The following is a 20,986-nucleotide window of genomic DNA, read 5'->3' as shown; positions in this document are numbered from 1 at the left end:
ACTATATCAAATTGAGCGCAAAAAATCACGAAGCTCAGCTATTGGCTTTATCGTTTGATATGTTTTATCTTTTTGTTCCAAGATAAGTTCGGCGCGCGTCTTCCCTTCGTACCCTTCTGGACAAAAGATCTTATCCCATCCAAAGCCGCCTTCGCCTTGGGGCTGCTGGCTGATAGTTCCGTTTAGACCGCCACGCATCAGCTTTAGCGTAACACCGTCGTAATAGCCAAAAACGCATTCTGCACGTGCGCGGCGGTCATCGAAAGAATCGAGCATACGACAAAGCTTTTCGAGCCCATTGTCAGCCTCCACAAAAAACTTAACAAACGGACCGGGCAGTCCACCAAGCGCCATAAAGCTAAGTGAAACATCCTCAACAAGCACCGGCTTTTTGACAATATCGTATGCCTGTTTTACTTTATGTGTCACGATTTCATCGAGCGAAAGCGATTGTATTTCGTCGAGATTTACCTTGGTGTGTTCAATTGGAAAATCCAGCAAACGTGCAAGGTGATCGGCCTTATCTTGGTTGCCGGTGATAAACACGACACTCATACTTCTACAGCCTTAAAGCGCGGAATTATCTCGCCGTTTACCTCGACATTACTTGTAAACATAGCATACGGTCGAAGCCATATATCAGGCTGGCCAGAGTGCTCGTAAAGTGGAGCATACACCACAAAATATTCGTTCGCTTCGGTGTGCCGCCCAATCCCCAAAACCTGGTAGCGTTTTCCCTTGTAGTGTTCGTACGTGCCTAGCGGCAGCGTTGGCATGTCGGCAAATTCGTTCATACCCTTATTGTACCCTATCTGTTAGCCAAGAAGCGCTATAAGCTCTTGCTCGTTGATAATCTTCGTACCGTAATCTTGGGCTTTTTTTAGCTTACTCGCGCCGACTTTGCCACCAGCTACTAGATAGGTTGTATCTTTTGCCACGCTTGTTTGGAATCCACCACCAAGCGCGCGAATCTTATCAGCAGCATCGTCCCGGCTCATGGTTTCAAGCGTACCCGTAACAACAAAATTCATTCCCGCCAACTTGCCGCTGGCCTTTTTAAAGTGAGGTTCAACACCTAGTTGAGCGAACTTTTCTATGAGGGTTTCATTATCGGGATCGGCAAACCACGCGACGATGCTTTCGGCAACAACCGTACCTACGCCATCGAGATCAAGTAATTTTTCGATTCTCGCTGTTTGAAGTTTTTCAATCGAACCAAATGCGTTCGCCAAGTCAACCGCCGTCTGCGCGCCAACATGACGTATTCCTAAGCCATAAATAAACTTTGCAAGGGGCGGCTGCTTTTTATCGGCAATCGCCTGAACCAACTTGCTTGCCGATATTTCTGCAAATCGATCAAGCTCAAGGAGCTGTTGTTTTGTTAGCGTATAGATATCCGCAAGATCAGTCACAAGTCCGGCGTCAACCAACGCTACAACATTTTTCTCGCCAAGCGTGTCGATATCTAGCGCGCCCTTGCTAGCAAAATGCTGGAGCGCACGCTTAAGCAGCAACGGACCCGAGGCACCCTTAACGCGGTAGACAGCCTCTCCCTCTGGGCGCTCAAATTCGAGTTCGGGATATTGCTCGGAAAGCATTTTCTCGTAGTTAACTGGCTTTGCGCTTTTTGGTCGCAGCTCGGTAACAACGCTTTTTACCTGTGGGATAATATCGCCCGCTTTAAAAATAATCACTGTGTCCCCAACGCGAACATCGAGCCGCGCAATTTCGTCGGCGTTATGAAGGCTTGCGTGCTGCACGGTTGTGCCTGCCACAACCACTGGATCAAAAACTGCAACAGGCGTTGCCGCCCCAGTACGACCAATACTGATAACGATATCTTTTACGATAGTTGTCGCTTGTTCGGCCGCGTATTTGTAGGCAACGGCCGCACGGGGCTGCTTACCAACAACACCAAGTTCGGCATACTGGGCGCGATCGTTTACTTTTATCACCAAACCATCGGTGTTAAATGGCAAGTCGTTTCGTTTTTTATCCCATTCGTCGACAAATCGCATCACATCACCAAGATTCGTAAAAATGCTTGCCTGCATATTCCGATTAAGTCCAAGGGCAGTAATTGCCTCGTAAGCATACATATTTGTCGGCACATCGGTCGGATCATTCCGTAGCAAGTCGTACGCCCTAAAATGAAGTGGCCGCTCTGCCACAAGGCGCGGGTCAAGCTGGCGGATTGTTCCCGCTGCAAGGTTGCGTGGGTTCGCAAATGCCGGCTCGCCAATTTTTGCGCGCTTTTCGTTGAGTGCGGCGAAGTCCTTTTTTAACATGACAATCTCGCCGCGGATTTCGGTGCGACCTACTGTAAACTTGGCAAATTCTGGCGACTCACGAAGGCGCAGCGGAACGTTTTTTATGGTTCGTACATTTGCCGTAACATCCTCGCCAATAAAACTATCGCCACGAGTAACCGCCTGTACCAGCACACCGTCTTGATAAATAAGCGCACAGGCAAGGCCGTCCATTTTAATATCTGCAAAATACTCGTGCGTTCGGCCAGGTAGTAGTTTATCCATACGCACCACCCATGCTTCAACATCTGCCCTGTCGAACACATCGTTTAAACTAAGCATTCGGCTGGAATGCTCTACCTTTTTAAATCCACCTAGTAGTTCGTTTCCGACGCGCTGCGTCATGCTGTCTGGAGTGATAAGTTCGGGGTGTTTGGCTTCTATTTTTTTCAACTCGCCAAACAAGCTATCGTACACGGCGTCGTCGACCGTTGGCTGGTCGAGTACATGATATTCATAGCTATATTTTGCGAGCAAATCGCGAAGTTCTTTTACACGTTTTTCAGGCTGGAGCTGCATCGTCGTCGACAACCTTTCGGTACAAAATATAAACATAGCTCGCCACCCAAACCACCGTAAGCGTGCTCATGACAAGCAGCGCGACAGGCACAACTGGCAGCCACTCAATAGCTGGCAGCATTCCTTTTATCCAGGTATCGAGCAAAATAATTGGCACCATAATAACTAGCCACAACACCGCAACAATCAGCGCAACCCACAACAGTCGCAGTAATATACGAATGCGACGCCCAACAACCAAATCACCCGCTGTTTTGATTGCTTGAAACGGATACATCCCCGGCAGGGTTACGATAATAAGCGCAAAGAAGGTGCTCGTTATCCAGTAAAGCGAAAGCGTGCCTAAAAGTAGTGCGACGCTCCAAAATAACATCGCTTCAATACCTCCGTTTAGTAACCCTGTTGCTGACGCGGAAGTATAGCCAACAATTGCAAGCGCCACAGGTAATAGCTGCACCAAAAGAAGGAGGCCTACAAGAAACGTCGGAAGTATGGGTGCACCAGCATTGTATAAACCGTCTCGTAGCTTTGGTTTTTTACCAGCGAAAGTGGCGCGCAGCAGCCAAACAGTTGTCAGCCAAGTAAATAGCAGCAAAAGCCCTGCGTATACCCGTTGTGCTTCGGTCATTGAACCGCTAAGTGTTCCGGTAATACCCGAAAAGAGCAGAAGCCCCGCTTGCCCAACATTGCTTAAATCACCAGCGAAGATATCATCTCCTGTTGTACGTAAAATCTCGCTCATTTGCGTATAGGCATCTTGCGAAGCCATACCCACTAGCAAAACGGTTAAAACCCCGTATGAAACAACCAATAGTGATATAAAAAGTTTGTGCCGCCACAATACAACACGAACATTGTTTGTGAGCGCCCAATATCCCGGGAGCCGCAGTGGGCGCACGTAATCGCGGCGCCTTGTAGGGCGGAAGCTTCGGTGAGGGCGACGTGCCAACAATGATTTTACTCGGCGACTAACAGCAGCAACAGGGCGCATTACTACTGCACGAAGCTTTTGTTTATTGCTTTGCTTTTTAGCGACCGCAGTTTTTGGCAAACTTTTTTTAACCGCTGGTTTTTTCTTTGCTACGGCCATAAAAACTCCAAACTAAAATTTATCCGCGTTATTTCGTAATCGTGCAATACGCTCTTCGAGTGGCGGATGCGTACTGAACAGTTTGTTGAAAAACCCTGTTTTTAGGGGGTTATTCAAAAATAGATGGGCAGTCGAGGTGTGCTGTTTTTGCATTGGTCGGCCGTATTGTTGCAACTTTTCAAGCGCACTCGCAAGCCCTTCGCTGTCGCGGGTCGCAAGCACCCCACTGGCATCGGCTAGGTATTCGCGCTGACGGCTAATTGCCATTTGCACAAGCAGTGCGATAATCGGTGCAATAACAATAAGAATAATCCCAACAACCAGTACGACGGGGTTTACATTTTCGCGACGATCACTAAAAAAGAACATACGAAGTGCAATGTCTGAAAGGATACCAATAGCGCTCACAAGGCCAAAGGCAATCATACTAACACGAATATCGTAGTTGCGGACATGGCTAATCTCGTGCGCCATTACCGCCTCGAGCTCACGATCGCTCATGACTTCCATGATACCTGTTGTTGCCGCAACGATTGCATGCTTTGGATCGCGACCTGTCGCAAACGCGTTCGGCGCTGGATCATCGATAACATACACCTTTGGCATCGGCATTCCCGTGGCAATCGTAAGATTCTCCACGATCCGGTAAAGACGTGGGTTGTCGCGTTTTTCAATCTCGTGCGCACCCGACATTGCCACGGCCAACTTGCTTGCTAGAAAATACTGAATAAGTGCGTATACCAGTGCAACACCAATCACCCAAAAGGCGATTGATTGATCGGCATACATATAACTAACAAGCCATCCGATAGCCCCAACAATGCCAACAAACACGGCCATGATAATGACCGTGTTACGTTTGTTGGCAGCAATTGCTTTATACATAACGTTCTAAAACAACTCCTAGAACTGTACGTCGACTGGCTTCTCGACAGACGCCATGTCTTCTACTTCAAAGAATTCGCGCTGGTGGAAACCAAGCATGCCCGCAAAAATGTTGTTCGGGAAAACTTGAATCTTAGTATTAAGATCGCGAACACCACCGTTGTAAAAGCGGCGTGAAGCCTGGATTTTATCTTCGGTATCAACAAGTTCTTGCTGAAGCTGAAGGAAGTTTTGGTTCGCTTTTAGGTCTGGGTATGCCTCGGCGACCGCAAAGAGACTCTTAAGAGCGCCTTCAAATTGGTTTTCAGCAGCGGCAGTTTCTTTAACACCCTTTCCTTGGGCGTTAAGCGCATTTGCGCGCGCCTCGGTAACCTTTTCAAATACACCAGACTCATGCGCAGCGTAACCCTTAACACTGTTAACAAGGTTTGGAATAAGGTCGAGACGACGCTTTAGTTGAACGGTAATGTCGCTCCATGCTTCATCAACACGGATTTTGAGTTTTACCAGCCCGTTATATGTGACCCACAAGAACAGCCCCAAGACGACAACAATCGCCAGAATGATCCATACTGCTTCCATTTTCTTATATTCCCCTTATATTTCGTAGTTCTATTGTGCCTTCATTATACCATTTTTCGTAAAAAACCTCTAGAATCCTGCATCACAATTTAGTAATAAAATCGACAAACTCCGCCTGGGTATCTAGCCTATGGGACGCAGCCGTGTCACCCTCACCAATCTTTAGCGAATAGGCATCTGATGGCAAAATACTAAACAGCGCTTCGTCTGTCGTATCGTCGCCTACTGCCAAAATAAAATCATAATCACCCTTTAGCCAATACAGCGAGGCCGTGCCCTTATCGACACCAGCCGGCACCACCTCCACAACCTTTTTGCCGTGCATTATCCGCAGCCTTTCTGTATTCGCAACAGGTGTCAGCAATCTGATAAGCTCTTCGACTTGCAGCTCTGGATTCGCCGCCTTACGATAGTGAAACGCAAGGCCGGCGTGCTTTTCCTCTACGAACGAGCCTGGCAGTTCACTTTCTATACCCTCCATTATTTCAGTAACTGACTGTTTCCAGTCGGTTTTAACCTCAAGCGCCTCTTTCCACTCACCGCCCTGTTCTTTGCGCCATAGGCCATGCTCGGCCGCAAATGCAACCGGATATTGCCCTAACCATTCCTCAAGGGTTGCACGCGGCCGGCCACTTACAATAACACAGGTATTGCGCGTATCAGCCGTTAGCTTTTCAAGCATTGCGTGTGTCTGATCGGTTGGCGCAGCCTCTTCGGGGGTTGGCATAATCGGCGCCAGCACTCCGTCGTAATCAAGCAATAATAGTCGGCGATTTGATCGCCTATACGCATCTGTAATGGCGGTGATTTTCATACTTTTTAGTATAAGTCATGCTAGAGTAGAAGCATATGGTCTCACGGCTTATTGTCGCGTCCAACAGGCTTCCCGTTAGCGTCGTAGAAACGAGCGATGGGCTTTCTCTTTCTCGTAGTAACGGCGGGCTTGCTACGGCACTTGCGTCACTTTTTCAGCAAGACACTTCACTTTGGGTGGGATGGACTGGTCTTCGCCGGCATATTACCGACAAAGAATTAGCGTCACTAAACATACCCCCTTTCCTACAGCCGATCAACCTCACCGACGAAGAGATTACTCTTTATTACGATATGTTCGCAAACGGCATTTTGTGGCCAGTAGCACACGGGCTCGCCGCAACAACACCGTTCACAGAGGAGCAGTGGAGCGCCGTACAGCAAGTTACCAAACACTTTGCCGACACCATCGAACGTATCTTGCAGCCAAGTGATCGCATCTGGATTCACGATTATCACCTTATTTTACTTCCCGCAGAACTTGCGAGGCGCGGCATTAAAAACAAGATTGGCTTTTTTCTCCATACTCCGCTTCCTACCGCTGTTGATTTTCAAAAACTGCCCCATGCCGCCGAGCTGCTTTCTAGTCTGCTTTCGGTAGATATTTTGGGGATGCAGGTTTCTCGCGACGTTACTCGTCTTCATAAAATTCAACAAACCATGGGAATCAAAAAAAGTCGTGCCGACATAAAAGCATTTCCTATCGGCATTGATTTTGACAGCTTTGATTCGCTTAACGATTCTAAGGACGCCTTGGCACTAACCTCGTCTATTAAAAAACAGGTCAAAGACAAAACGATCATTCTGTCGATGTCCCGGCTTGACTACACAAAGGGAGTTCGCAACCAATTACATGCGTTCGAAGCGCTTATTGCGGAGTATCCAGAACGCGAATCCCTGCTGTACCGCCTAAATGTCGCGCCCTCACGAGAATCAGTGCTCGAGTATCGTTCCCTTAAGAACGAGATCGAAGCGCTCGTGCAGAAAATAAATAAAAAGTACGGCACAAAAACCTGGCAGCCGATTGACTATACCTACGAAAACATGGGGCTTGAGGAGCTGGCCGCATGGTACCGTGCATCGGACATCCATTTTAACGTTCCTGTTGCCGACGGCATGAATCTTATCGCCAAAGAATACGTAGCCGCTCGCCGGGATCCTGGCGTGTTGATTATCAGCGACACCATGGGCGCCGCCGAACAGTTGCAAGATGCCATTATTATTCCGCCCGAAGATGTCGCAGCAGCTCATGCCGCTCTGTTAGCAGCAATAAAAATGCCTGCCCACGAAAAAGCAGTCCGATGGAAAAAACTGCGCCATAATGTAAAAACCCACCACGTCACCAAATGGGCAAATGATTTTATAAAAGCACTAGAAAAGTAAAAAAACAGACCGTTACAATCTGTTTTTTTACTGGTGCGCAGAGCGGGACTTGAACCCGCACGACCGTAAGGCCAAGAGATTTTAAGTCTCTCGTGTCTACCAAATTCCACCATCCGCGCATTTGGTATGGAGGCACGTATGGGAGTCGAACCCATTTAAAAGGTTTTGCAGACCTCCACGTAACCGTTCCGTCAACGCGCCGTCTCTGACATTATAGCAAAATTTATCCGATATACTCTAACATCTGTAAATAAAAACCGCCGAAGCAATGCTGTCGGCGGTTTTTTCGTGCGCTCAATTACTATCGAACGTTCAACTGAGCATTCGTAAGTTCGCGCTTCGACTGGATAAATCGGTACGCAAGGTAGCTTACAATACCAAGAGCAAAGACGCTCACAAGCATATCCTCGCCGGCACCAGTTTTAGGTAGTTCGGCAGGCATTGCAACAGGAGTTGCAGGAGTTTTTGGCTTTGTCACAACCACAGGCACCTCGGGAGTTTTAGGCTCCTCGGGAACAGTGACGGTCACTACGGCAGGGTTACAGCCTTTTTGTGGGCTGTCGTTAACAGTACTATCACCCGTAAAACAAGCTGTATTGGTAATTGAACCGTCGGTTTTGCTCGTTACCTTAACAAGATACTCTTTAGTGACCTTTTGGCCTGGCTTTATAAGACCGATGTTTTCGGTAATCGTGCGCTGGGCAGGATTACTGATAAGCTCAATACCCGCAGGAAGCGTATCGGTCATAACAGTCTTTGCCATGTCGTTATAGCCTTTGCTGTCGGGTGCGCCATCATTACGGATTTCAATCACGTACTTTAAGGTGTCCCCTGGTTTTGCCGCAACAGCCTGAGCTGCCGTGTCGGCCTCGCTAAGAACACTACTAGATGTAACATTCTGAACTTTTTTGGTAATAACACCCTTTGGATGCCAAGCAAATGCTGTCGTTGCAAATGTTGCCATTACAACAACGCCTATGATAGCTGCACTAAGAACTAGTTTCGTTGTAGTCATAAATTCCTCCGTATAACTCTCTGTCGGCCCTCTCACAAGCCTTCATTGATACTACATATTATACTATCACAATATTGCGCTTATGTCAATATCTGCTGAAAGTAAACTTAAAAAGACGCCGTTACGCGCCTTTGGTAGTTACTACTTCAACTAAACGATAGTACCGTTTATTGCATTATCGGCAACCAACGAACCCGTTCCCGACATATCCGTAAAGCCGAACGAAGGCGTCCCTGAACCCGACTGTCGCAGCACGTTATGCTTGACGATATTTATGCCCGTACCACCCGAGCCATCTTCGCGGATCAAACTGTGAGTTCTGCCTGCCGTGCCAGATGTCTCGAGGATATTTCCTGTCACGACACACTCTGTAACGGCAAATTCTAGGCGAATTCCAGAATATGTTCCCGCGCTCGCTGCTTGATCGGCCACAGATGTAAACATATTGTCATTGATAATATGCGCTGAAGACGAAGCGACAAAGACGTTCGTTCCGCTGACACCATCGAACGAACAATTTACCACCTTCGATCTTTGACCGTCGCGCAGTTCAATACCGCCCATATCATTGCGCCCACCCACAAATACACTTGCGTGATAGGTGTTGAGACCACTCATATCTCGTACTGCATACGTAGGCGAGCCAGTACCGCCCAAAAATTGAAATTCGGAACGAACATAGTTTTCGTCGTTGCTCGTGACAAGCATTCCCCGGCCAATCCCAGGAGACGCAATCGTTGCATCGAATAGACACGAAGTTACTTTGTTATGATGGCCAAATGCAGCATCTGGAAAGGCAGCCAGCCACAGCCCAGCATCGTAGCAATTTAGAAAATGAATGAAGTGAAATTCCGATTGCACGGCGCCGCGGGCATGAATCCCCCCGCCGGCCGTTTGGTTGGTTGAGTTACCATCTATTGTAAAGTTTGCAAAAAGTCCACGAACACCATCGCCTCCCGGCGTAAAAATCATAGCCCAGTCGTTTGTTCCGTCGGCGATTTTTAGCACGCTCGACCACCCTTGGCCGACAAGTTGTGGATTTGTCGCCGTAACGCTAATAGGCTCGTTAAGCGTAAATGTGCCTGGCGATAACACAACGGGGCCATTATTTATGGCAGTCGTTAGCGCTGCGGCATCATCTGTACCATCGAGTTGCACACCCGCGGCAAGCTTCCAGCTAGCTGGTGCGTCATCGGCAATAATAAGTGTTGGATTTGCCGTTGCTGGCTTGCCTGTTAGGTCGCTGTACGCGCCAGAAGTCGCAACGGGCGCAAGCGAAGCTAGCGTTGTTTCATTCGCCGCAGTAAACACCTTGTTCGTCGAACCATCAACCAGCTTATCGGCAGATATCCCCGATTTAAGCGAGCCGTCAGAGGCATGCGCCACACTCAGATATTCGTTCAGGATATCGCCCCAAACGTCACTATCGGAACCAGGTTGTGGAAGTCGAGCCATGGTCGTATTGTCTTTCGTTGCTGCGGTTATGCTTTTCTCTATTATCGACAATTGATGGTTTTTTGTAAAGGAATGTGTGAGACAAATCATGGCAAATGTCAGCCCACCATCTTTCACAAATCCCTTATCCTCGCTATACTGATCTCACATGGCAGTATCTATTTACTACAAGAATAAATTTTGGAGCGCTGGAAATTCGCTCGGTTACTTAATCATAACGACGACGGCAGGGCATATTGCCGATGCCCGTCTTAAAAAATTGCTTCAAGAAATTGATGAGAACAATCTTGGAAATCTATCTTTAGACGATTTAGATGAGCGCGAGATGATTCTAGTGCGAGATACTATCTTACACAAAACGATTCCCACCATCAAAGGAATGGAATCGGTTGCATCAGACGAAGTAGATGCCCTGCTCGATGATCTTGCTGACAATCTTACAGAGACTTAGACCGTTTATTTTGTGATAATTACTTGATTTACCACAAACGTATCGACGCCAGATTTCACTATATCATTGCTATTACCTAGTTTTTCGGTGTAAGCAACGACCTTAAAGCTCTCGGTGGGAATACCGGCATCGGCAAGTATTTTTTCAAGGCGCTCGATCGTGTAGCGGGTCTTAAGACGGCCATCCTCATTAAATACACCTTCTTCTTGTTCGGTGGCGGTAGTTGCTAAAAATTCCATTTCGACCGCATCATCAGGCGATTTAAGCGTAAGGTATGTCTTCCCGTTTTTACGCAGAATCCTGTATATTTCTGCAAACAAGCGAGCGAGTACTTCAGACTCAAAGTAATGCAACGCCAAACGAGAATACACGACATCGAATGTGTCATCGTCTAGCGGTAATTTGCCGTAACTAAAGTCACACTGAACCGTCTTCAGCTTATCAGCTACGCCAAGCTCGCTCGCTCGGACAAATGCTTTTTCTAATGGCTCATCGGCGATGTCAACAAGAACAACATCATGCCCTTTCTCGATAAAATAAATACTATCTGTACCCGTTCCGCCTCCCAGATCGCATACTTTTGCTGCTTTAGGGAAGTCCTGCTCTTTTTCGGCAGCATAAAGTGAATGGCCTTTATCATCAGGTATGCGCGCGCTATTCTTATTCCAGAAGTTCTGTAAATCAATCATAAATACTATGATACACCATCGGTGCATCACCTCCGTAGAACTCTTCAAAATAAAAATACTCCGATTATGGAGCATTTTTCTGTGTATAATTCTATCGTGGTGCGCGAAAGAGGACTTGAACCTCCACGTCCCGAAGGACACCAGCCCCTCAAGCTGACGCGTCTACCAATTCCGCCATTCGCGCATAAGGGTGTTTAACCTCGATAATTATAACGAAGTTACGGTGTTTTGTAAACCGATTTCTGGTTAACGCTCCAATCGAGAACATTCGAGAAGCGATCGTATGCTGAAATAAGCTTATTGGAAACATCAACCGATTTAACATGCTTATTAACAACATATTCAGAAACCGGCTGGTATAGCCCAACTGCAGGAACATCATTTACCCATTGGCGAACAAAAGATTTGTATTTTGCCGCACGAAGAGCTGGTTCGGTGCGCGACCTTGCGCTTGCAAGCGCCGCGTCTGATATGCTGTTGGCATAGTTAGAGAAGTTGTAGCCTCTCATGCCAATTTGCGAAGAGTGCCAGTACGCATAAACATCTGGGTCTGCGCCAATAAACAGTTCGTACAAGAGTACGTCGTAGTTACGAGCCTGCAAGACATTTTGCACAAAATTAGTCGATGGATCGGCAGTATCAACGATATTTGTTGTTACAGCAACGCCAATTTTTCGCCACTGACCAGTAACTGCCTCGAGCGCCTTTTCGTATTGAGCATTCTTTGTTGTTGCGACGGTTAGCTGCAATTTTTGCGCGCCTTTCGTACGCACGCCATCTTTCAGCACCCAGCCGCGTTTTTCAAGTAGCGCCGCGGCTTGATCAGCATTTGGGGTCGGCACCGTCGCAAGCCCCACTCCGCTAACCTGGCTTTCGAGTACTGGCAAATCTAGTTTTCCAACGGGAGTTGTCAGTGCGTCGCGAACGGTCTTTGTGTCGGTCGCTAAGCGTAGCGCTTCGCGTACAGTCTTGTCCTTGAGAACAAGGGAATCCATATTAAACATAGCGTAAACGCCGCTATTAATCGCCTGCGCCGTAATATCGTAATTGTGCGTATCTATTTGCGACGAGTTTACGCCAGTCAGATCTGCTGCTGCCGACACCTCACCTGTCTTTAGGGCGCGGAAAATATCATCTTGACTAGTATAAGCATGGACTTCAAACCTACTGAGCATAGGCGTTCCGCCATAATAGTTTTCGCTTGCGGCAAGGTGGGCGATTTTATGATTGGATGTACTTTGCAGTAGTCGCAAGCTAAACGGACCACTTCCGATAGGATCTTGGCTATAGGTATTCTCGCGTACCGCACCAGGGTCGACCGTTTCAAGAATATGACGTGGCAACACGGCAAACGTTAACGCGTTCGGGAATGCTGCGTACACTGCCGGTAGCTTAAACTGAACGGTCATATCATCAAGCGCCTTAACAGTCACATCTTGCCAGTTAACGCGAAGTGCCGAACGGGTCTCGGGGTTCTTTATGAGGTTAACAGTAAACGCAACATCACCCGCGGTAAGGCGAGTACCGTCTGTCCATTTTGCGTCTGAGCGAATTTTTAGCGTGTAGATTGTTTTGGTTTTATCAACCTGCATGTTTTCAGCAAGATCACCGTGTAGATATCCTGTGGAATCGTAATTATACAGCGACGAAAAGAGGAGTCTGCTTGCCACAATCTCGGAGCTAGAAGACGCATAAAGCGGATTGAGCGTTTCAATCGGCCCAAGCGACGCCTCGGCATAGGTACCACCCCTGGCAGCAGCTACGGTTTGATAGCTTTGCTGAAACCAAAAATACTGCGCGCCAACGGCCACAATCATAACGCCAACAAGAAGCAGCCAGCTAATGATATGCCGACGAACGGATCGAATGTTATCGAGACGAGTAACGATAAATTTGTGCGCGTGCCGCGTCGTTGCGCCTTCGGCTTTTTTGACACGCCGAGACAGCTTTTTTTTATCAAAACTTAGCTCACGAAACTGCTGCCATCCACGTTTTTCGTCTGCCACACTGCCCCCTTATTTTAAAGATTAAATGCTGGTAAAAGAAGGCCGACAAGGATAGAAAGAATGAAGATAACTGCAAGAACAATCGTTGCTTCGAACAAGTTTTTGTCGAGCCCACGGCGTGTTGTGTAAAGTTCCCCCGAGCTACCAAAGCCAGCACCAAGGCTCGCGCCACGCTGCTGAAGTAAAATCGCAAGTATCATCAAAATAGATGATCCTACGGTAATTGTTTGTAAAATGCTGTCAATATTCATTAGTGTCGTCCCTCCTGTTGGCGCTCGTATTGAAGTTCTAGCGCGCTGCTTACTATATAGTTTACCAAACTTAGAACGATTCCCGTAAGAACAGAGTTCCAGAATGTCATATGAAGCCCTGGTGCCAGCATGAGCGACACATACACCATAAAGCCGTTAACGATGATAGTAAATAGACCAAGGGTGAGCAAGATTGCCGGAAGTGACAAAATAATAACAATAGGGCGAAGTATCGTGTTTATAACCGAGAATATCAACCCGGCGAGCAAGAAAACCCAAACGCCCGTTGCAAGTTCGCTATCGCTGTAACCCGTACCAAAGATACGCACAGCAATCCATAACCCTATCGAGTTTAATATCCAACGAAGGACAAACACAAAAAATTGTTTTTTCATACGTTACCTCTACTATAGCGATAATTTATAGTTCTGTCGAGAGACGACCGCTTAAATTCGTGTTTCCTGTAGTCGTAATAAGGATATCGTCTTCAATACGCACCCCAATACCTTCTTCGGGTATATAAACCCCAGGTTCAACAGTAAGCACCATGTTCGGTTGAAAAAAGCGGGGACCTCCAAGACTATCATGAGGATCAATCCCCAAGCCATGACTGATTGCATGTGGAAAATACTTTCGATAGTTTTTTTCATCTTTGGCATCTTTCATAAGACCAAGACTCATTAGGACATTCGTCATGATTTCATCGACATCGCGCTGGTACTGCTCTACGGAATAGTCTGGCTTCAAAAGGCTGATAATTTCTGCATGAGCGGCACTAACAGCCGAATGAACATCCTGCTGGCGCTTTGAGATCTCACCAAGCGCATAGGTACGTGAGACATCCGCTGCATAACCCTGTCTGCGCGCCCCGATATCCAGTAGTAATAAGTCCCGTTTTTTAAGCTTTGCGGAGTTTTTAATATAATGCAACGTGCAAGCATTTTTTCCAGAGGCAACGATAGGATCGTAAGCGTGACCTACGGCACCGTTCTTTCGAAAATGGTAAGAAAACTCCGCTTCTACATCGTATTCGTAGCCCATTTCGGGGAGCTTTTCTTTAACAATTTCGAAAGCATCGACCGTCAGATTTACTACTTTTTTAATAAGCGTTATTTCAATGGGCTGCTTTATTGCCCGAAGTTGCGACAATTCTTTTCGACAGTCCTGCACAGAACTAAATGTCCTATTCAAAAGATCGTGGATTTTTTTAGGCGCCGGGTTTTGAACAAAGTCAAAATACTCAGCATAAGGCGGCTCCCCAAGAGTGTATACGACACTATGCTTTTTGGCTAAATCTCGAAGAAGCACTATTGCCTTGTCGTGCGTAATAACCTCGCTAACGCCACTTACTTTAAGTGCGTCGTCGGGCGACAGGCTACCATCGAAAATCTCCGAAGAATTGCTTCGGTACGGAGCAACCGCCCAGGATTTTCCGCGCGTGCCGTCTATAATTAGCTGCCAATCCGGAGATTCTATACCAGTAAGCCACCAAAAGTTAGATTCTTGCTCGAACATGTAGGCAAAGTCGTTCGCCCGCTGCATGCTCGCATACGCCGATAGCACCACTACCCCGCCATTAAGTTTTGCAACAAGCTGTTCGCGGTTGGCGGTAAAAAAATCCTTCATATCTATCACCATGATACATCGTAATCGGGCACGGCGTCTATTTTACGACAACCCAGTAATTCATACCGTAATTTGTTCCCCACTTTTGACTTGTAGGATTAAACCAGGCAATACTATTTGTGTCACAAAGTGCGTCAACTTCGGCATCTTTTCGCGGTTCGCCCTCAAGATGCGCCATAACATAGACGATCGGTTGCCCGTTCTTTGTGCAGGATGCTTTCATATATGCCGTTGTCGGGGTAGTAAGGTACGTACCACAAATACCCCCCGTGTCTGATCGACACCCTGTCGGATCAAGAATATCGTCTTCTGTCTTCAAAAGACCAGCCTCTTGCAAACATTTTGGAATAGATTTTGGATACCAGCCGCCACTATTGTCGTTATTGAGGTTTAGCCAACCGCTACCATCACCCAAAAAACCACAACCACTGCCAGGACCGACATGATTATTTTTTTGCAGTGCATAGCCGTTAAGCGCCGTCGCCAGCTGGGAAAGGTCGCTTTTTCGTTCGGAATTACGCGTGCGCATTTGATAATTAGGATAGTAGACCGCCACAAGACCAATCAAAATACCAATAACTCCAATAACAACCAACAATTCGATGATGGTAAAGCCCGATTTGTTCTCGCGTTGCCTATCGAAGATGCCCATATTCGATCAGTTCCTTTTCCGTCACTATAGCATAAGCGTTACTTGGGCGGCAAATACTTTGAGATAATTTTAGCCTTCGCCTCGCCAACGGCACCGGCAAGCTGCTCAAGGCTTGCCGCCTGAACACCACGAAGACTACCAAATGTACGGATAAGTTTTTTGCGGGTTGTCGGACCGACACCGGGAATATCCTCAAGATTACTCGCTGTTTGTTTAGCGCGTTTTAAAACAGTATGATAGCTGACTGCAAAACGGTGTGATTCGTCGCGAATGCGCTGGAACAGCTTCGTGACGTCGGAATACGTACTGTGAGTTGAGCCTCCACGAAGGTTTTTTGAATGGGGCGATGCGTTCAGCTGTCCGGCGTGCAAATTAACAATAAGATATTCGCCCGAATTCATAACAAGCACGCCAGGAATCGGATCGTTTAGTAGTTCCGTCATTTTTTCCAAATTAACATTCGAGCGGGCTTTATGAACAACCACTTCTTCTTCTCGCTTGGCAATGCTGATCGCAGGTACTTTGACATTGCGCTCCTCGAGCGCCCGCAAAGCGGCATCGAGCTGCCCTTTCCCGCCATCAATCAAAAGTAGATCTGGCATTCCCCATGCCTTGATATTTTTTTCGCTAAAACGCCGGCTAATTGTCTCGTGCATATTATAAACATCGTCGTTGTGTTCGATACGGGTTTTGAACTTGCGATAGTTTGCACGGTCGCTCACACCGTTCGTAAATACCACCATACTTGCCACGACATTCGTGCCGCTCATGTGCGAAATATCGTACCCCTCTATTCGAGCTGGCGTTTTTTCAAGGCCAAGTAAATCACGAAGATCACTCAGCGCACGGTCTTTGCTGATATTCAAAAACTCCTTATCGCCAAACATAATGCGACGTTGCAGCTCACGAAGATTATTCAGTTTGTTGCGAAAACTTGCCGCCGCTTCAAAGTCCTGTAACCCCGCGGCCGTTTTCATATCACGTTCCAGTTCGCGCACCAGCGCCACACGCTCGCCCTTTAGGTACCGAACAAGATTGCGAAGCGTGGCTTTGTATTGTTCGCTTGTCGTGCCGGGCTTTGGGCTAAGCCCAATATGAACGTCGAGATCTGGTCGGCCGCTTGTTGGCGTTTTTGTGTAATACGGAAATGTTTTACGCAGATAACGAAGCGCCTTTTTAACTGCATAGCCATTGTAGTAGGGGCCGTAGTAATCTGCTCCATCGTCGGCAGGATTACGCGTAAATTCGACGTGCGGCCACTCGTTTTTCATATCAATACGCACAAAAGTTTGCGACTTATCATCGCGAAGCAATATATTGTAGCGCGGCATATACCGCTTGACCATCTCGCTTTCAAGAAACAGCGCGTCGATTTCGCTCTCGGTTTCAATCCAGTCGGTGTCATCGATCTCGGCAACTAAAGCGCGGGTTTTTATATCCATGTCACGTTGGTTTTGGAAATATTGTCGCACACGGTTTTTTAATACTGCCGCTTTGCCAACGTAAATAATCTCGCCGGTTTTTGACTTATGAAAATAAACCCCAGGGCTGCGAGGAAGTGTGGCTAGTTTTGCCTTGTGGGCTTCGTTCATAGTTGTATTATACCTTTTTATTTAGAGTATACTGATAGTATGACAGCAGATAAAAAAACCGAAGAGTTCAGCGTTAACGGCGAGGAATTACTCGCAAAAGTTAAGTCACTTATCAATGAAGGCAATATCCGCCGCATTATTATTAAAGGCGAAGACGGCAAAACCCTTATTGAACTGCCCCTTACTATTGGCGTTGTTGGGGTGGTGCTTGCACCAGTTCTTGCCGCAGTCGGGGCTATTGCTGCGCTTGTTACCAAATGCACGCTTATTGTTGAACGCCGCGAAGACTAAGCGCGCTTCGTTCGCATATCTTCAATAATTGTCTCAACGGCGTCGTTGAGCTCGTCGTGAATTTGCACCAAAAATGCAAGTTGCTCGGGCGTACATTTGCTAACAATACGATGATATGCCTCACTTAGCGGCGCATATGCATCGCGTACAATACAGCTTTTTTCTTCGTCGTCGACGGGTTTTAAAAACACGCGGCGGCGATCTTTAGGGTCACGTGTTCGCGTTACCAGACCTTCGCGCTCTAGGCGATCAATAACGCCAGTAATTGCGCCTGTTGTTAGCCCGCACTTTGCCGCAAGTTTTCCAGCACTCATTGGCTGGTACCTGGTAATAACATCCATCGACTCGAATTCTGTTGCACTAAGGCCAATCTTGTCGGCGATAGCATTCGTATGAAGCACGGTAAGGGTACCGGCGCGCTGCATTGACTGGTTGAGTTCTTCTACTAATTCTTTTTTGGATTTCATAGTTGACTCGACTTTCGAATTATCTTACAATCTAAGATAATTATTAAATAAACTATTTCGTATAGTATAAATTGGAAAGAACAACATGTCAACCGAACATCCTACGCATTCGGCGTTGCATCATGCGGGCAAATTTACCCACAAGCAGCGCACGATCGCACTTGTCGTTGTCGCCCTTGCTTTTGTCATGGACCTCCTCGACACAACTATTGTTAACATTGCCATTCCGTCGATCCAAAGCGGGTTAGGTGCAAGCTTTGCATCTATCCAGTGGATGATCGCCGGCTATGCCCTCGCCTTCGCCGTCCTTTTGGTAACAGGTGGACGCATGGGCGACGTCTTTGGCTATAAAAAAATGTTCCTCATTGGAGTTGGTGGCTTTACGCTTGCCTCACTTCTTTGTGGATTTGCCTGGAACCCTGAGGTGCTTATTGGTGCCCGACTCGTGCAAGGTGCCATGGCCGCGCTTATGGTGCCGCAAGTAATGTCGCTTATGCAGGTGATGTTCAAACCGCATGAACGCGCAGGAGTTATGGGACTATTTGGCGCGCTTGCCGGAATCGCCGCGTCTATGGGACCGGTTATTGGTGGTATTCTTATCCACGCAAATATTGCCGGACTCGACTGGCGGCCAATCTTCTTGATAAACATTCCTGTCGGTATCTTTGCGCTACTTATGGCTATGAAATACCTTCCTGAAGGTAAATCGTCACACCCACTAAAGCTCGATATGTGGGGCACCGGCCTTATTATGGTCGCAATGTTCCTTATCGTATTTCCACTTATTCAGGGGCGCGAACTTGACTGGCCAATTTGGACATTCATTATGATGTTCCTTGCCCTTCCTGTATTCGCCCTATTTATATGGTGGCAAAAACGCAAAGATTCAATCGACCAGTCGGCTCTTATGGCACCGATCCTGCTTAAGACTGGTTCGTTCATAAAAGGTCTGACCGTTAATATCGTGTTTCAGTCAGCAATGGCCGGATTCTTCCTACCATTCACCTTGCTCCTACAAATTGGTCTTGGCTACGAGATCATTACCGCTGCCCTTACGGGTATTCCGACGGCCGTCGGTATCGCGCTAAGTATCGGCCTTTTCGGCCAAAAGCTTATTCCAAAACTTGGCCGTTATGCGCTAAGTGTTGGTGCGATTGTTATGGCAATTGGACTTGCGATTACCTATATTACCGTTCAGCAGAACGGTCTAGACACTGCACCTCTGCAGTTTACGCCAGGCCTACTTATTACCGGACTTGGTATGGGCCTAATTATGGCACCTATCTTCGCGCTCGTTCTTACCGACGTCGATCCTCGTCACGCTGGTTCTGCGTCTGGCGTTATGAACGCCGTTCAGCAGCTTGGTGGCGCAATTGGTATCGCGCTTATCGGCGTTATCTTCTTTGGCCAGCTTTCGCACAACGCCGAAGCAAGCTTTACGTCGGTTGAATCGAACATCCGCAGCGAACTAACAGCGGCAAACATTCCTGAACAAATGCAATCTCCAATTATCGAGGGCGCAAAGGAATGTTACACCGACAGCGCAAAACAAAAAGACGCCAGCGAAACACCTGAAAGCTGCGAAGCACTTGAAGGTCAGCCCGCTAACCCTATGTCAGAAAAAATTGGTAGCATCATAGAGGAAAGTGTTAAAAAGGCCAACGCAGATAACTTTGCCAACGCATTTCGCGCAGGGCTTATCTACGAAGGAATCCTTATAGCGGTGACATTCGTGATGAGTTTCATGCTTCCGCGACACATTCGACCCGAAGCCATGCAAGCCGGACATTAATCCGTGAGCATAAAAAATAGCCAGGCAATCGCTTGGCTATTTTTATATGTACCTTAGGCAGTTGCCCCTATTTTTGCCTTGTCGCGACACATGTCACTGTGGAACAAAAGGTCTGGGTTCTGCTTGCAGAACAGGCAGATTAACACTAGATCGTTACAATTTGCCCAGGCGCAGTTTTCGTAGTTGTTGGTTTGGCCGCCGCAATGGCTACACTCGCCAATAACTGCAGCGTGGTCGCTAAAATCAACCGTCATGCGGTCGTCGAATACGCGTAGACTCCCCTCCCACAATCCATCGTCGCCAAATGTTTCGCCGTATTTTACGATACCGCCATCTATCTGATATACCTCTTTAAAGCCGCGGTTTTTCATGAGGCTCGATAAAATTTCGCAGCGAATACCGCCCGTGCAATACGTGACGATCGGCTTATCTTTAAGGTCATCATATTTGCCGCTTTCTAATTCGCGGATAAAATCACGCGAGGTATGCGTATCTGGGACAACTGCATTTTTGAATTTGCCAATTGCCGCTTCATGGGCATTGCGACCGTCAAAAAACACTACTTCGTCACCACGTTTTTCAACAAGCTCGTTCACTTGTTTTGGTTTTAGATGAACACCACCGCCAACAACTCCATTTTCATCAACTTTCAGCTCATCTGCTGCGTCGAACGCGACAATTTCAGGGCGAACCTTTACGCTCATACGAGGAAACTCTTCACGACCACCGTCGCTCCACTTAAAGACAATGTTCTTAAAGCCATCGTACTGTTTTGTTGCTTTAATATATTTTTTTACGTCTTCGATATCACCGCCGAGTGTACCGTTAATGCCGTGCTTAGAAATAAGAATACGCCCACGAAGATTAAGACTATCGCACAACGTTTTTTGCCATAGTTTTACTGCCGCCTCGTCGCTAATTGGCGTAAACTTATAGTAAAGAATGATTTTTTGCATACGTGCAATTATACCATTTTTTAGAGTTTTTAGCATATACGCTTGTGCGGCGTAACGTCGGTTGCTATACTGGTAGCACTATGATCAATCGCTGATCCTCTATTCGTTCACGTTCGGACGGCCGAACCACTAGCGATACAAACATTAAATTTCACATGCTAA

General features: G+C 47.2%; 22 protein-coding genes and 3 tRNA genes. 4 read left to right on the top strand and 21 right to left on the bottom strand.

What is annotated here, in order from left to right; genetic code table 11:
* Nucleotides 1–6: 6 nt before the first annotated feature.
* From HZB75_01605 to otsB, 7 genes are all read right to left on the bottom strand, one after another.
* Nucleotides 7–555, bottom strand: coding sequence for a non-canonical purine NTP pyrophosphatase (locus HZB75_01605; protein ID QQG51183.1), 549 nt, complete (start codon nucleotides 553–555; stop codon nucleotides 7–9).
* The gene (locus tag HZB75_01600; GenBank protein ID QQG51182.1) at nucleotides 552–794 is read right to left on the bottom strand and encodes a DUF1653 domain-containing protein; all 243 of its coding nucleotides are present in this window, start codon (nucleotides 792–794) and stop codon (nucleotides 552–554) included. Before HZB75_01600 ends, HZB75_01605 begins: the two co-directional genes overlap by 4 nt.
* A gap of 21 nt (nucleotides 795–815) precedes the next feature.
* Nucleotides 816–2,828, bottom strand: coding sequence for an NAD-dependent DNA ligase LigA (gene ligA, locus HZB75_01595; protein ID QQG51181.1), 2,013 nt, complete (start codon nucleotides 2,826–2,828; stop codon nucleotides 816–818).
* Nucleotides 2,812–3,918 (bottom strand): hypothetical protein, encoded by a 1,107-nt coding sequence (locus tag HZB75_01590; protein QQG51180.1) that lies wholly within the window; start codon nucleotides 3,916–3,918, stop codon nucleotides 2,812–2,814. Before HZB75_01590 ends, ligA begins: the two co-directional genes overlap by 17 nt.
* Nucleotides 3,919–3,930: 12 nt before the next feature.
* Nucleotides 3,931–4,803 (bottom strand): M48 family metalloprotease, encoded by an 873-nt coding sequence (locus HZB75_01585; GenBank protein ID QQG51179.1) that lies wholly within the window; start codon nucleotides 4,801–4,803, stop codon nucleotides 3,931–3,933.
* A gap of 18 nt (nucleotides 4,804–4,821) precedes the next feature.
* Complete coding sequence (locus HZB75_01580; GenBank protein ID QQG51178.1) at nucleotides 4,822–5,385, bottom strand: LemA family protein; 564 nt, start codon at nucleotides 5,383–5,385, stop codon at nucleotides 4,822–4,824.
* Nucleotides 5,386–5,467: 82 nt separating this feature from the next.
* The gene (otsB, locus tag HZB75_01575; protein ID QQG51177.1) at nucleotides 5,468–6,199 is read right to left on the bottom strand and encodes a trehalose-phosphatase; all 732 of its coding nucleotides are present in this window, start codon (nucleotides 6,197–6,199) and stop codon (nucleotides 5,468–5,470) included.
* Between the two features lie 35 nt (nucleotides 6,200–6,234).
* Between otsB and HZB75_01570 the strand changes: the two genes are divergently transcribed.
* Nucleotides 6,235–7,581 carry a trehalose-6-phosphate synthase gene (locus tag HZB75_01570; protein QQG51176.1) on the top strand — a complete coding sequence of 449 codons (1,347 nt, stop codon included), beginning with the start codon at nucleotides 6,235–6,237 and terminating at the stop codon, nucleotides 7,579–7,581.
* Nucleotides 7,582–7,612: 31 nt separating this feature from the next.
* On the opposite strand, the gene HZB75_01565 is transcribed toward HZB75_01570, so the two are convergent.
* From HZB75_01565 to HZB75_01550, 4 genes are all read right to left on the bottom strand, one after another.
* A tRNA-Leu gene (locus HZB75_01565) sits at nucleotides 7,613–7,700 on the bottom strand.
* An 8-nt stretch (nucleotides 7,701–7,708) separates the two neighbouring features.
* Nucleotides 7,709–7,782: transfer RNA gene (locus HZB75_01560), tRNA-Cys, on the bottom strand.
* A gap of 100 nt (nucleotides 7,783–7,882) precedes the next feature.
* On the bottom strand, nucleotides 7,883–8,596 hold the full coding sequence (locus HZB75_01555; GenBank protein QQG51175.1) for a DUF11 domain-containing protein: 714 nt from the start codon (nucleotides 8,594–8,596) through the stop codon (nucleotides 7,883–7,885).
* Between the two features lie 150 nt (nucleotides 8,597–8,746).
* Nucleotides 8,747–10,168: a hypothetical protein gene (locus tag HZB75_01550; protein QQG51174.1), complete on the bottom strand. Its 1,422-nt coding sequence runs from the start codon at nucleotides 10,166–10,168 to the stop codon at nucleotides 8,747–8,749.
* 31 nt (nucleotides 10,169–10,199) lie between these two features.
* On the opposite strand from HZB75_01550, the gene HZB75_01545 reads away from it, so the two are divergent.
* Nucleotides 10,200–10,502: a hypothetical protein gene (locus HZB75_01545; GenBank protein ID QQG51173.1), complete on the top strand. Its 303-nt coding sequence runs from the start codon at nucleotides 10,200–10,202 to the stop codon at nucleotides 10,500–10,502.
* A gap of 5 nt (nucleotides 10,503–10,507) precedes the next feature.
* Here HZB75_01545 and HZB75_01540 read toward each other — a convergent pair whose 3' ends face one another.
* From HZB75_01540 to HZB75_01505, 8 genes are all read right to left on the bottom strand, one after another.
* A complete protein-coding gene (locus HZB75_01540; protein QQG51172.1) occupies nucleotides 10,508–11,191 on the bottom strand; it encodes a class I SAM-dependent methyltransferase in 684 nt (227 codons plus the stop codon).
* Between the two features lie 97 nt (nucleotides 11,192–11,288).
* Nucleotides 11,289–11,375: transfer RNA gene (locus HZB75_01535), tRNA-Leu, on the bottom strand.
* Nucleotides 11,376–11,409: 34 nt separating this feature from the next.
* Nucleotides 11,410–13,197: a peptide ABC transporter substrate-binding protein gene (locus HZB75_01530; GenBank protein QQG51171.1), complete on the bottom strand. Its 1,788-nt coding sequence runs from the start codon at nucleotides 13,195–13,197 to the stop codon at nucleotides 11,410–11,412.
* Between the two features lie 14 nt (nucleotides 13,198–13,211).
* On the bottom strand, nucleotides 13,212–13,448 hold the full coding sequence (secG, locus tag HZB75_01525) for a preprotein translocase subunit SecG (protein ID QQG51170.1): 237 nt from the start codon (nucleotides 13,446–13,448) through the stop codon (nucleotides 13,212–13,214).
* Entirely contained in the window at nucleotides 13,448–13,843 is a 396-nt protein-coding gene (locus tag HZB75_01520) for a phage holin family protein (protein QQG51169.1), read from the bottom strand. Before HZB75_01520 ends, secG begins: the two co-directional genes overlap by 1 nt.
* Nucleotides 13,844–13,868: 25 nt before the next feature.
* On the bottom strand, nucleotides 13,869–15,074 hold the full coding sequence (locus HZB75_01515; protein QQG51168.1) for an aminopeptidase P N-terminal domain-containing protein: 1,206 nt from the start codon (nucleotides 15,072–15,074) through the stop codon (nucleotides 13,869–13,871).
* A 37-nt stretch (nucleotides 15,075–15,111) separates the two neighbouring features.
* Nucleotides 15,112–15,726, bottom strand: a complete 615-nt coding sequence (locus HZB75_01510; GenBank protein QQG51167.1) for a prepilin-type N-terminal cleavage/methylation domain-containing protein — start codon at nucleotides 15,724–15,726, stop codon at nucleotides 15,112–15,114.
* A 38-nt stretch (nucleotides 15,727–15,764) separates the two neighbouring features.
* Nucleotides 15,765–17,318, bottom strand: coding sequence for an excinuclease ABC subunit UvrC (locus HZB75_01505; protein ID QQG51166.1), 1,554 nt, complete (start codon nucleotides 17,316–17,318; stop codon nucleotides 15,765–15,767).
* A gap of 39 nt (nucleotides 17,319–17,357) precedes the next feature.
* Here HZB75_01505 and HZB75_01500 point away from each other — a divergent pair, with 39 nt between their 5' ends.
* The gene (locus tag HZB75_01500; GenBank protein ID QQG51165.1) at nucleotides 17,358–17,609 is read left to right on the top strand and encodes a DUF4342 domain-containing protein; all 252 of its coding nucleotides are present in this window, start codon (nucleotides 17,358–17,360) and stop codon (nucleotides 17,607–17,609) included.
* Here HZB75_01500 and HZB75_01495 read toward each other — a convergent pair.
* Nucleotides 17,606–18,076, bottom strand: a complete 471-nt coding sequence (locus HZB75_01495) for a MarR family transcriptional regulator (protein QQG51164.1) — start codon at nucleotides 18,074–18,076, stop codon at nucleotides 17,606–17,608. The two genes, HZB75_01500 and HZB75_01495, sit on opposite strands and share 4 nt — an antisense overlap.
* Nucleotides 18,077–18,161: 85 nt before the next feature.
* Between HZB75_01495 and HZB75_01490 the strand changes: the two genes are divergently transcribed.
* The gene (locus HZB75_01490) at nucleotides 18,162–19,868 is read left to right on the top strand and encodes an MFS transporter (protein QQG51163.1); all 1,707 of its coding nucleotides are present in this window, start codon (nucleotides 18,162–18,164) and stop codon (nucleotides 19,866–19,868) included.
* A gap of 53 nt (nucleotides 19,869–19,921) precedes the next feature.
* Here the strand turns inward: HZB75_01490 and HZB75_01485 are convergent, their stop codons facing one another.
* Nucleotides 19,922–20,824, bottom strand: coding sequence for a rhodanese-related sulfurtransferase (locus HZB75_01485; protein ID QQG51162.1), 903 nt, complete (start codon nucleotides 20,822–20,824; stop codon nucleotides 19,922–19,924).
* Nucleotides 20,825–20,986 lie beyond the last annotated feature (162 nt).

It is taken from the genome of Candidatus Saccharibacteria bacterium (assembly GCA_016432585.1).
GTDB lineage: Bacteria > Patescibacteriota > Saccharimonadia > Saccharimonadales > Saccharimonadaceae.
This window is presented reverse-complemented; position numbering and strand designations above follow the sequence as displayed.

Coding starts and splice junctions, on each gene's coding strand:
- secG (QQG51170.1), bottom strand. CDS start 13,448: ATGAATATTGACAGCATTTTACAAACAATTACCGTAGGATCATCTATT.
- HZB75_01510 (QQG51167.1), bottom strand. CDS start 15,726: ATGGGCATCTTCGATAGGCAACGCGAGAACAAATCGGGCTTTACCATC.
- HZB75_01555 (QQG51175.1), bottom strand. CDS start 8,596: ATGACTACAACGAAACTAGTTCTTAGTGCAGCTATCATAGGCGTTGTT.
- otsB (QQG51177.1), bottom strand. CDS start 6,199: ATGAAAATCACCGCCATTACAGATGCGTATAGGCGATCAAATCGCCGA.
- HZB75_01490 (QQG51163.1), top strand. CDS start 18,162: ATGTCAACCGAACATCCTACGCATTCGGCGTTGCATCATGCGGGCAAA.
- HZB75_01580 (QQG51178.1), bottom strand. CDS start 5,385: ATGGAAGCAGTATGGATCATTCTGGCGATTGTTGTCGTCTTGGGGCTG.
- HZB75_01545 (QQG51173.1), top strand. CDS start 10,200: ATGGCAGTATCTATTTACTACAAGAATAAATTTTGGAGCGCTGGAAAT.
- HZB75_01600 (QQG51182.1), bottom strand. CDS start 794: ATGAACGAATTTGCCGACATGCCAACGCTGCCGCTAGGCACGTACGAA.
- ligA (QQG51181.1), bottom strand. CDS start 2,828: ATGCAGCTCCAGCCTGAAAAACGTGTAAAAGAACTTCGCGATTTGCTC.
- HZB75_01495 (QQG51164.1), bottom strand. CDS start 18,076: ATGAAATCCAAAAAAGAATTAGTAGAAGAACTCAACCAGTCAATGCAG.
- HZB75_01520 (QQG51169.1), bottom strand. CDS start 13,843: ATGAAAAAACAATTTTTTGTGTTTGTCCTTCGTTGGATATTAAACTCG.
- HZB75_01585 (QQG51179.1), bottom strand. CDS start 4,803: ATGTATAAAGCAATTGCTGCCAACAAACGTAACACGGTCATTATCATG.
- HZB75_01485 (QQG51162.1), bottom strand. CDS start 20,824: ATGCAAAAAATCATTCTTTACTATAAGTTTACGCCAATTAGCGACGAG.
- HZB75_01605 (QQG51183.1), bottom strand. CDS start 555: ATGAGTGTCGTGTTTATCACCGGCAACCAAGATAAGGCCGATCACCTT.
- HZB75_01590 (QQG51180.1), bottom strand. CDS start 3,918: ATGGCCGTAGCAAAGAAAAAACCAGCGGTTAAAAAAAGTTTGCCAAAA.
- HZB75_01505 (QQG51166.1), bottom strand. CDS start 17,318: ATGAACGAAGCCCACAAGGCAAAACTAGCCACACTTCCTCGCAGCCCT.
- HZB75_01570 (QQG51176.1), top strand. CDS start 6,235: ATGGTCTCACGGCTTATTGTCGCGTCCAACAGGCTTCCCGTTAGCGTC.
- HZB75_01515 (QQG51168.1), bottom strand. CDS start 15,074: ATGAAGGATTTTTTTACCGCCAACCGCGAACAGCTTGTTGCAAAACTT.
- HZB75_01500 (QQG51165.1), top strand. CDS start 17,358: ATGACAGCAGATAAAAAAACCGAAGAGTTCAGCGTTAACGGCGAGGAA.
- HZB75_01540 (QQG51172.1), bottom strand. CDS start 11,191: ATGATTGATTTACAGAACTTCTGGAATAAGAATAGCGCGCGCATACCT.